Annotated in this window: 6 protein-coding genes and 1 pseudogene; 4 read left to right on the top strand and 3 right to left on the bottom strand. The window is 32.9% G+C overall.

What is annotated here, in order from left to right; translation table 11 throughout:
• Positions 1-934: chromosomal replication initiator protein DnaA (gene dnaA / locus HSX44_RS01975; RefSeq protein WP_275602079.1), on the top strand; the 934-nt coding region annotated here is incomplete at its 5' end.
• A gap of 177 nt (positions 935-1111) precedes the next feature.
• Positions 1112-1427 (top strand): annotated as a pseudogene (locus HSX44_RS01970) (IS4 family transposase); the annotation flags it as partial.
• A gap of 1360 nt (positions 1428-2787) precedes the next feature.
• On the opposite strand, the gene HSX44_RS01965 reads toward HSX44_RS01970, so the two are convergent.
• Together HSX44_RS01965 and HSX44_RS01960 are read right to left on the bottom strand one after the other, a co-directional pair.
• Complete coding sequence (locus HSX44_RS01965) at positions 2788-3315, bottom strand: phospholipase D family nuclease (protein WP_275602078.1); 528 nt, start codon at positions 3313-3315, stop codon at positions 2788-2790.
• A gap of 26 nt (positions 3316-3341) precedes the next feature.
• Positions 3342-4835: a UbiD family decarboxylase gene (locus tag HSX44_RS01960; protein WP_275602077.1), complete on the bottom strand. Its 1494-nt coding sequence runs from the start codon at positions 4833-4835 to the stop codon at positions 3342-3344.
• A gap of 1144 nt (positions 4836-5979) precedes the next feature.
• Here HSX44_RS01960 and HSX44_RS01955 point away from each other — a divergent pair.
• Positions 5980-6741 carry a DsbA family protein gene (locus HSX44_RS01955; RefSeq protein WP_275602076.1) on the top strand — a complete coding sequence of 254 codons (762 nt, stop codon included), beginning with the start codon at positions 5980-5982 and terminating at the stop codon, positions 6739-6741.
• Between the two features lie 726 nt (positions 6742-7467).
• Here HSX44_RS01955 and HSX44_RS01950 read toward each other — a convergent pair.
• A complete protein-coding gene (locus HSX44_RS01950; protein WP_275602075.1) occupies positions 7468-10128 on the bottom strand; it encodes a 2-oxoglutarate dehydrogenase E1 component in 2661 nt (886 codons plus the stop codon).
• Positions 10129-11294: 1166 nt separating this feature from the next.
• Here HSX44_RS01950 and HSX44_RS01945 point away from each other — a divergent pair.
• The coding region (locus tag HSX44_RS01945; protein WP_275602074.1) for an FAD-dependent oxidoreductase at positions 11295-12003 on the top strand (709 nt) is incomplete at its 3' end.

Genomic DNA, 12003 nt, shown 5'->3' with positions numbered 1-12003 from the left:
GTCTATAGTAGATCCAATATCAGGTAGCAACCCTTTGTTTCTATATGGCGGGGTAGGGCTTGGTAAAACACACCTAATGCATGCTATAGCTTGGTACATAGTCAATTCTCTTCCAGCAAAAAGAAAAGTAGTATATTTATCGGCGGAAAAATTCATGTACCAATATATTACAGCACTAAGGAGTAAAGATATCATGTTGTTTAAAGAACAATTTAGATCGGTAGATGTATTGATGATAGATGATGTGCAGTTTATTAGTGGTAAAGATAGTACGCAAGAAGAGTTTTTTCATACTTTTAATGCATTGATAGACCAAAATAAGCAATTGGTTATATCGGCTGATAGATCTCCTAGCGATCTTGACGGAGTAGAGGAGAGAATAAAATCCCGTCTTGGTTGGGGGTTGGTAGCAGATATTAATGAAACGACTTTTGAATTAAGACTTGGTATATTGCAGATCAAGGTGGAACAAATGAATATATATGTTCCGGATGATGTCCTAGAATTTCTAGCAAAAAACATAAAATCTAATATAAGAGAATTAGAGGGAGCCTTAAATAAAGTTGTCCATACTTCATTGATCGGAAGAAGTATGACAGTAGAATCAGCCAGTGAAACTCTAGCAGATCTTCTTAGATCAAATCATAAGCCAATTACAATAGCAGAAATACAAAAAAAGATAGCTGAGTTTTTTAATATAAAAGTTGCAGATATGCACTCTAATAGAAGACTCCGTGCTCTTGTAAGGCCGAGGCAAGTAGCTATGTATTTTGCTAAAAAGTTTACACAAAAAAGTTTTCCAGATATTGGAAGGAGCTTTGGTGGTAGAGACCATGCTACTGTTATACATGCAGTAAAACAGATAGAAAATTTTATAAGGACTGACTCAAATTTTGCTGATGAAATTAATCAGTTGAAAAAAATGTTTAAGTAGACTTTTTAAAAGTTAGATTATATATAGGTCTTAGTACTATGTTTGTTAGGTTAAGAAAATGTTGTAGTGAATTTGATGTAGGGAAAGGAAAAAGAGAATGTAAGTTCTCTTAAATTTAATAAAAAAGTAAGTAGCCTACATAACGAAAAAGAGCAGTTTATTAATCAATAAAGTTCAAGGAATTTTTTTAATAAAAAAATAGATAAAATCTCATCAACTATAATAGGGTTGATAAAAAAGGAGGAAAAAGCTGCAAGGTTTATTATTAGTAAAAGCTACAATATTGGAGAACATAGAAATTGATAATTATAGTGTAGAAACGATGTATCAATTGGAAGTAGTAGAATTTATGAAAAAGGTGCATAGTAAATCTTTGGCCTTATTTAAAGGTACCTTACAAATTAATTGTAGAGTTTTGAAGAAATTCAGAAGCGTTAAGTTATTGAATAGTGGCTGCACTAATCTGCCTAACATTATAGAAAATATGTATAAAAGCTGACAACAGTTACATAGTTAATTTTATATAGAATTTAAAAAGGAATATAGAGCCTTAGATTAACAAAAAGGCACTTATTGAGCTAGAAAAGCAATTAGAGAGTTATTTTAAAAATAAGATTAGCAGTTAGAGAATCTTCTTTAAAAGCTTACCATAATTTGACTGAGATTTTTATAAAAAGAAGAGTGTGGAAAATTGGGTTATCTATCCTAACTTTTTAAAGTTGCTCACAATTGCTTAACTTGGTACCGTATAGCTGTACAAACATTGTGGTTTGTAAACAATGTGAATGACAGACAGTATCATTCTTAGGTTTACTTGGATAGCACCTTTTTGTCCAGTTCATGAGTTATTTTAATATTTAAAAAATTTACTAGATAAAGAAGGTAAAGAAACTGTAATAGATAGTTGTCTATTCTTTAATCCTGTATAAGTTGCGTTTTACAAATGACCTGTAAGCAAGCTTCTACCTTTATAGGTCAAGACCTAAAAACTTTATAAAAACATAAAGTACATGTAGTACAAAGATTAAACACGAGATGCCATTTTATAATACTTTTATTGCTTAATCTGAATAAACTGGAGATGAATGAATACCTTTACTATCTCTACAGTAACTCGGTTAGTAAAGCTTGTCAAGGAGTTTTTGGCTCTGTTTTCATGGCTGAAAAAACTTGAAGGCCGGTTACTATTTGAGTAAATTCTCTTTTGAGGTCTATGTTTGTATACTTTTTGACAGAGAAACCGTTTAAAGTGCTGCACTTTCCACAAAACCTCCTTGTTGAGAATCATTAACACTACTTTGACTAAAACATGTTTTTAAATTTTTGCCACAGTTCTAGCTTATCATTAACTTTTTTGCTTACTGTACTTAAGCTATATCCCTATTAAAATATACTATATTTATGGTAATTGGTGTATGATAATTTTGTTGTGCAGTAAAATGCTGCACACTTATTTATCATACAATTGCCTGGTTTTTCTTCAGTTCCGCAAACTTAGTTTTTTCTAACATTTCTTTTATTCTTTATCAAACCTTTACAGATAATATTGGAGCAAGTAATGTATTCACTTAGTATATTCCTTAGCTAAGTTTCACTTTGAAGGCACATCTTTATCTTTTTGTTATAATATGAACCTATAAAANNATTGTCTCGAAGCATACATGCTTATTGGTGGTATAAGATGTATGTACTATTGTAACTATATTGAATTTTATATTTTCTTTTTTTGTTATTTTGAAAAATTGTGAACTAAGCTAATTGCAGTAGCATTACTCATGTAACCTATTACTGACACTCACCTTCATTTTATTATACCATAAATGATTACTAAAATATCTACTTTTTGGCAGTACCTAGAAAGTATATTTGTAAGATTGAGACTGTCGTGTTTCCCAGTTTTTCACATATTGTTGAATTAGTTCAGGATAGTCTTCAATAATTAGTAGGTTCTCGGCATTACCTTTTTCAGCTGTTCTACTAAGATTGAATGATCCTGTGATGACTCTTTGATCATCAATGATTATTATTTTATTATGAGCAATCTTAGGTTTATCATCAATCCAAACTGGTATTCCACCTGCAGATAATTCATTTATTACACTATATTTTGAATAAAGTTGCGATTTATCCAAGATGACTTTAACATCAACACCACGCTTTTTAGCCTTAATCAAAGCATCCGCAACTGTTTCAAGAGTAAATGTGTACTCTTGAACTAAAATAGATTCTTTAGATCGATCTATTTCATTAATTATTGGCGTAGTGCAATCTTCTTCAGGTGAAAAGCAAACTGTAGCTCTTGGACAGGGTGAAAATATATGGCCTGCATAATAATATAGAGAAAAGCATATTAATGAAAATAAAAGGTATAAAAGCCTCACAAGAACACCAAAAGCATAGGACTACATTATAGTTTATTATCTATCAATCCATATTCCTTCCACTTTTGCGTAACTTTCCTTACTATTTCCTCACTCATTTCAATTTTTCTTCCCCACTCCCGTTTAGTTTCAGGTGGGATTTTGTTTGTCGCATCAAATCCCATTTTGCTTCCAAGTCCACTTTCAGGAGAGGCAAAATCTAAATAGTCAATTGGTGCATTTTCTATCATGATAGTATCCCGCACAGGGTCCATTCTCGTTGATATTGCCCACGTTACCTCTTTCCAATCACGGATATTTATATCATCGTCAACAACTACAATAAATTTTGTGTATAAAAACTGTTTTAGAAAGGAAAATATTCCCATAACAACTCTTTTTGCATGTCCTGGATAAGATTTTTTGATTGACACTACCGCTATTCTATAAGAACACCCTTCTGGTGGCAGATAAAAGTCTACTATCTCTGGAAATTGATTGGTAAGAGTTGGCACAAAAATTTCATTGAGTGCCTCGCCAAGGATTGATGGTTCATCTGGTGGCTTGCCAGTGAAAGTGCTGAAATAAATTGGATTTTTACGCATAGTAATTGCAGTAATGTTAAACTCAGGAAATTGCTCAACAGAATTATAATAGCCGGTGTGGTCTCCGTATGGCCCTTCATCTTGATATTTATCCAAACTCACGTAGCCTTCTAAAACAATCTCCGCATGAGCTGGCACTTGAAGTGGTATAGTCTTACACTTTACAAGTTCAAGGGGCTTTTTTCGCAGCAGTCCAGCAAATTGGTATTCTGACAATGTTTCTGGCAATGAAATTACTGCAGCAATAAGTGTTGCAGGATCACCACCAATTGCAGCAGCAGCAGGAAATTTTGTGTTTCGCCTTTCTTCTTTCCATCGTTTGTGATGACTTGCCCCACCACGGTGTGTAAGCCAACGCATCAAAGTTGTTTTTTTATCTATGACCTGCATGCGATATATACCAAGATTGAAATTGTCTTGTCTGTTTTTTGTTGGTCCTTTTGTTACCACAATTGGCCAAGTAATAAGCGGTGCAGGTTCATTTGGCCAACATGTTTGAATAGGTAGTAATGCAAGGTTCACCTCTTCTCCAGTCAACACTACCTCTTGACATGGAGCTTTGCTCACTACTTTACTTCGCATCGATAATACGGCTTTTAATAAAGGAAACATTTTTATAGTATCTCTGAAGTTTTTTGGTGGCTCAGGAGATTGCAAAAATGCTAAAAATTTACCCAGATCTCTTAGTTTACCAGGGTTTATGTTCAAACCTAAAGCTATTCTATTGATGGTGCCAAATAAATTCACTAGAACAGGAATTGGATTTTTGCCGTTTTCTGTAACAACATTTTCAAAAATGACAGCTGGTCCATTATTTAACAGAATTCTACGGTGAATTTCTGTCATTTCAAGAACTGTCGAAACTTCTTCCTTGATTCTAATCAAGTCCTTTTTTTCTTCTAAGGCTTTAATAAAGTCGCGTAGGTTGTTATACATAACTTAAAACAAATCTTCTAGTGTAATTACATAATATATTGCATCTTTTAATTGATTTTTGTAAATCCTGCTTGCAGTAATTAATGTCCAGAATATTTACTTCTTTGATTTCATTTTCTCCACACAAACTACTTCTTTTTTTCTTCAATATTTAATAAACTCCTTTGTTACTATAAGGCTTATTGCTATGCTTATTTCATAAAGTATTATGCATATCTTTTCGATCAAAAACTAGATCTATTTAAACACCAGATTCTTTAACTGTATTTTATATCGATACTAATATTGCCGATTTTCTACATATAAATCCTATATGCTTTTATATTAATTTTTTTATAATTATATTGACATATTTAAAATATACTGTTTAAAATACTTGTTTTTCTACATTTGCAGGCTGTTTTTTATTGTTAATTTCTGATAGTGAATACCCATCGTTACTACCTTTCTCATCTCTTCTCTGAACGGTTTAATTCATGCTGGAAAAAAAATATCACAGCTTATCCATTCCCATATTCATCAATGAAAAGAGGTAAATGACATAACACATCCACCCAGTTTTTAGGTACAGCAATTCTTATGCCATCATGAAAAACCCTAGACAATAACTTTATAGGACCTCAAACTATGCCTTTAAATTGCATTTATTAAGATCTGTTTACTCAAGTAGAATTACATGAATTTTGCTAAAAATTGTTTACATTTTTCCACACGATGTTAATTATATTCTGCAACGAACTTAGCAAATTGGGAAAACTTATTTTCTAAAGTAGCCGTTTCTTTTTCTCTAGCAATTTAGCCCACTCATATAATTTACTGCAGCATATGTTAAAATTGTATTCCGCGGTTATAAAATAGTCAACTTTTTATTGCGACGTCTATGATTACTATATATAGCAGTGAAAGGTAGAGCATTTCATAATTGGTCTCTCTAGAGAGCTTTAACTACCTGCATCACCAAATCTTTTAATAAACTTGTGATAATATATCTAAATTTCATTGTGCGTAAAGCTTGTACTTACAGTAAAACTGACTATAAAATACACTTAATACGAATGTTTTTATATCTTAACATAGATGCTTCTTTTGATATATAAGTAAATATGTGCTAAAAATTTCATGTTGTAGATTATTTAGTAAGTATATGTCTAGAATACAATTTTTATTGATTTTTATGTTTACAGTAGTAAGTTTGCCAGTAATAAGCAATTGGCTTTCACATCGCAACCAAGCCTTAAACAAGGATTGTATGGGTAAGGGAATAGATAATAACTATGTGAGCAGAAACTTTGATAAGATTATAAAAACTTTCCGAAAGGAGTCAATTAGAAGTAGTTATGCTACTCTGGATGATGCAACTAAAGATAAAATCTTACAATATAAAAACAAAATATTTGACTCCGCTTATCCTTACTCAGGAAACAAAAATAGTAAAATTATAGCTGTGGGGTTCTTTGATTATTCTTGTAGCTATTGTAAAGCCATGAAGGACGATATCAAACAGTTGATTAATGACGGCAAAATTAAGTATATTTTCAGGGATACTCCAATACTTGGTAATAACTCTTTAAAGGCAGCAAGAGGTGCTTTAGCTGTCTATTTCATTGATAAAGAAAAATATTTCGATTTTCATTACGCTGCCTTAAGTTACAGGGGAGAATTTTCAAATGAAACTGTATTAAATATAGTGAAAAATATAGGGGTTAATGAAAGTGATTTTGATAACTCTATGAAAAGTAATGCAGACAAAATTGAGCAAGCGATAAACAATAGTAAACTTTTAGTAAAGGAATTAGGAGTAGGTGGTACACCTCTTTTAATAATTGGGGATAGTCTGTTTGTAGGAGTAACTAACTTGAGTGTATTACGCAAGAAAGTGGATGAATTAAGCCATAAGCAAAACTAGTTATAGGTTTGCTACAAAACTTTATTTTTTTGTTTGACAGTACAAGTAAGCTCAAGTGTGTAAATGATAGTACGCAACAGTAGTTTTAGTATCAATCTAGATAGCAGTAATTTAGTTACTTATTATGTAGATGTAGGATGTTCCAAAGTTGTAGTGCTTATACACCTCTCCTTTAGTCGAATCACTTCAACTTTATCTTTATGAGAGGATATGTTTCATTTGTAGAATTAGATTTCCAGAAAATATATCTTATAGTTTTACTAGAGAGCTAGAATTTTCTACTTACTGACGTGCACAACTTATAATGGTTGTGAACAGCGCAATATCAATTGGTTTCGTTCATAAAAATTAGAATAGGAGAAAGTAAAAAGCTTCTTGTTAACTGATTTAAAACCTCATGCTAGTGAAAAAGATAAATAAGCACAATATGTAGTGCATAATTAAGAAAATTATGCATGGCGCAGTAAAGATCCGCTTAAATGACGAAAAAAAAAGCGAATATTTAGTAAGTTACTCGTGAGGTAAGTAATATTTACGGAACTACCAGTAAAAAGGAACAATGATCACTGCAAGCTTTGAATTTTTGGATACCCATATACTTTGTGATACAGACGACGATTTAGATGTTTTCTATTGATAATTACTATAGTAATAGTGAAGTAATGTTCCTTTTATGAAATTTAAATCTAGATAGCTTTCTCATTAGTACTTTTAAAGCAGCAAATACTACTTGATAACTTGCTTTAAAATTTCCTCTTGTTGCTGAATATGAACATTAACATAACCGCATGCAGGAGATGCAGCAGCAGGTCTTGCTATACACTTAGGTCTTTTTGCTTGAACATCGAGATTAAGCAATACTTCTTCTATCAACGGATTAACAAAAAACCACCCTCCCATGTTTTTTGGTTCTTCCTGACACCATACAATTTCAGCGTTTTTGTATTTTCCAAGCTCGTTGCTTAGTTTATTAGCAGGAAATGGATAAAATTGCTCTAATCGTATTATTACTATATCATTTATTTTTTGTATCTCACATGCTTCAATTATATCGTAATAAACTTTACCACTGCATATTATGGCTTTGCGTATTTTGTCATCTGAAACTAAGCTTACTCTATATTCCGGAGTTACCGTGAGAAATCTTCCTTCAAAGTCAGATAGATTAGAAACTGCTCTTTTGTGACGTAATAACGATTTAGGTGTAAACACTACTAAAGGCTTACGGAAGTCTCGATGGATCTGTCTGCGCAAAACATGAAAGTAATTTGCCGGAGTAGAGCAATTAACTACTTGCATATTATCCTCTGCACAGAGCTGCAAAAACCTTTCTATACGCGCAGAGCTGTGTTCAGGTCCTTGCCCTTCATAACCATGAGGCAAAAGTAGAACTAGACCGCTGGATCGCAACCACTTTGTTTCTGCTGATGCAATAAACTGGTCAATCATAATTTGTGCACCATTTGCGAAATCACCGAACTGTCCTTCCCAGAGCACCAATGAATACGGAGAGTCAAGACTATATCCATATTCAAAGCCCATTACAGCATACTCTGATAAAGTGCTATCTATAACCTCAAAGTGAGCCTGTTCTTTGCTTATACCATTCAATGGAGTAAACACCTCTTCTGTTACCTGATCAACGAGTTTTGAATGACGATGTGAAAAAGTTCCACGACCAGAATCTTGTCCTGACAAACGCACTTCTATTCCTTCTGTGAGTAGTGATGCAAATGCAAGGCTTTCAGCTGTTGCCCAATCTATATTACTACCAGAACTTATGCTGTCTATTCTGCTATCGAGCATTTTTTTAACTTTATTATTAATGTTAAAACTATTTGGTATATTGCTGTTTATATGTATACCTAGTTTTTTTAGCTTATCTGATGGTACACCAGAGTCTGTATAGTATTCGTTTAAATCATTCAGCCTTGCTTTTCTAAGTTTTGACCACAATCCACCGAACCAATCAGCTTTCTTTGGAGTATAAATTGCTGATTCAGTGAGGCTTTTATCTAATTTTGCCCTAAATTCGCTACGTAGTTTGTTTACTTCGTCACTATTTAGCACTTTTTCTGCAGTTAACTTCTCTTCATACAGCGTTCCTGGAGTTTTATGCTTTGATATTACCTTGTACATGAGGGGCTGAGTGAGATTTGGTTCATCACCTTCATTGTGACCATGTTTACGGTAGCATATTATGTCGATCACCACATCTTTTTTAAACTTTTGCCTATATTCCATCGCTAGATTTGTGACAAAACTTACAGCTTCTGGATTATCTCCACTTACGTGGAATACTGGGACTTCTATTGATTTTGCTATGTCAGTACAATAAAAAGATGACCGTGTGCAGCATGGATTGGCAGTAAACCCAACTTGGTTATTAATAACAATATGCACGATTCCATCCACTTTATAACCTTTAATATTACTCAAGGCCAAGGTCTCAACAACCACTCCTTGACCTGCGAAGGCTGCATCACCATGAATTGATACCCCGAGTACAGACCTCGTTTTTTGTTTAGCTCTCACTCTTCCAAACAGAACTGGATTTATTGCTTCGAGGTGAGATGGGTTAGGGCATAGACTCAAGTGTATTTTCTTGCCATTAGCAAGCGTGCGATCAGATGAGTAACCGAGATGATATTTGACATCACCAGACATCTTAAGGTCACTTGGATATGCAAGATTGCCTTGAAATTCAGATAGCATTGCTGCATATTCTTTCCCAATAACTTTGGTTAAAACGTTGATCCGTCCTCGGTGAGCCATACCAAGAACTATTTCTTCAATTCCAAAAGCTGTGGAATTACCAATGATCTTTTCTATTGCGACAATAGCTGATTCTCCACCTTCAATAGAGAAACGCTTATGTCCAGGGAATTTTGTATGGAGAAACTGCTCAAACATCTCAGATTCAATCAAGTGCCTCAGTATCTCCTTTTTATCTTGCGAGCTTAATGTATAGACCTGATTTTCAATTTTTTCCTGCAGCCACATTCTCTCCTTGTAAGAGGAAATATGCATAAATTCAAAACCAATATTTTTACAGTAAATATCTCTATAAACTCTGGTATCACGTGTTGGAGAGAAATTTGAATATTTCTGGTAATCTATCTCCTCATTCACGTTTGGTGATAAAGGATTGAGATCTGAAAAAAAATGACCGTAAGATCTGAAAAAATTTACCGAATTGGAAACTGAGTCATCTACTTTAATCAGCTGTTGTGTACTACAGCACTTATCAACTTCTAAGTTAACTAAAAAGGTTCTGTACCAATCTTCCCCGATTGATTTATCACCTTGCAAGTAACGGCTATACATTTCCTCTACAAATTTCATATTATCACTGTAAAGGTAAGAATTGTTTTTAAAATTTGGCATAATTATATAAAAGATATCAAGTGTCTATAAGTATAACTTAGGTTTTTTAAAAAAGAACTTTTTTTAACACCTATGAGGTAGGTCAGTATATCATAGATTTCTTAAGGATTACCTTCAGCATTTAACTTAACAATTTTTTTAGTAATAACTTCAGTAAATTCAGAAAAGGCTCTTTTTTTTTGTGTGAAAATGCAACCTTTATAGTGCCAGCAATGAAAAGACATTAAGAACTGCACAAACACTCCTAGTATAAAGCGTTAAAGAAAATGCATAATAATATATCTTATACTTAAGATAGTGAAACCCACTAAAACAGCAACAGACACTACAGGCTTCTATTGCTTGATTGCACAGGTAGCATTTCTCAATAATACTGTATTGTGCTAGCAACACTTTAACTTTATTATTTTTGAAAAATACAGAAACTGATCCTATTAAGCCACCTTTATCATAATCATAAACCTTTTCTTTTTAGTAGTTTTTCTCTATTAAAAGCTGAATTCACATTTTTGAAATTTTTTAAAGTAAACTAATTTTATACACCATACTTCAATATAAAGTTAGAAATGACCTTGTTCTTATGTTCCAAAACTTCGTTTAATTAAATTCAACGTGATACCTATGTATAGAACTCTATTGTGTTTACTTAGAAGTATATATAAGAACAACTGGAATGGCGTGATAGAAGTGCTTAGATGACACCTTATTAGTAGGGATTGATTTTGTAATTGCAACGTTTATATAATCATTAACTATAAATATTAGGAGATTTACTAAATAAAGAAAGAAGATAAGAGAAATCCTGTAATAGCTAGTTATTTTCTGATCTTGTAAGCTGATGTTCTATACTGTCTTAACTACTTTATAAGTGTGCTTCATTATATAGTAAAATCCTGAAACTAGATATAAAGTACATATAGCATATAAAATTAGATGTAAGACACAGCTATCTAATACTTTCGTTGTTCAATTTATTCAGATTAAAGATAACTAAATGCTCTTGTTATCATGATAAAGAGACTGGCGGAGTTATTTCAGCAGTTTTTAATCCTGCTCTTATAACTGAAGGAATCTGAATACTAATTAGCTATTTGGATGGTAGAAAGTGACGCCATTGATTACACTGGTTTCATCTGCTATACATAGTCTTTGAATATGAAAAAACAGTGGATGAATATGATATAGCAGTTGTAGGTGGTGGCCCTGGCGGCTATATAGCAGCAATTAGAGCAGTGCAGCTTGGGTTTAAAACTGCAGTTGTTGAAAAAGAAAAAAATTTAGGTGGTATATGCTTAAATTGGGGATGTATACCGACTAAATCGTTACTTAGGGCATCCGAAGCCTATAGGCTCATAAAAAGAGCGGAGGAATTTGGTATAAAAGTGAAGAATGTGAGTTTTGATATACAATCGATAGTGAAATACTCAAAAAATATTGTTAATAAACTGTCGAGCGGTATTGCATATTTAATGAGAAAAAACAATATAAAAGTCTATCAGGGTTTTGGTAAACTTGTAGGTAATCGTACTATAAAGATTTCTAGTAGTGGTGGAGAACACGAGATTTCTTCTAAGCGTATTATTTTAGCAACAGGTGTAAGAGCACGAAATCTGCCTGGAATAGAAGTAGATGGAGACTTAATATGGAATGCTCAGCATGCTATAGCTCTAGACAAGTTACCAAAGTCGTTGTTAATTATAGGATCTGGTGCAATTGGGATAGAATTTGCGAGTTTCTGTAGTACTTTGGGAGTTGATGTCTCAATTATAGAAGCAAAAAACACTATTTTGCCGTTGGAAGATAAGGATATTTCAGGTTTAGCACAAGAAATATTTATGAGACAGGGAATAAAAATATATACAAACAATAGTGTAA

It is taken from the genome of Wolbachia endosymbiont of Onchocerca gibsoni, from assembly GCF_029169405.1.
Lineage (GTDB): Bacteria > Pseudomonadota > Alphaproteobacteria > Rickettsiales > Anaplasmataceae > Wolbachia.
Note: the sequence above shows the minus strand (reverse complement) of the source record. Positions and strands in the feature narration are given on the sequence as shown.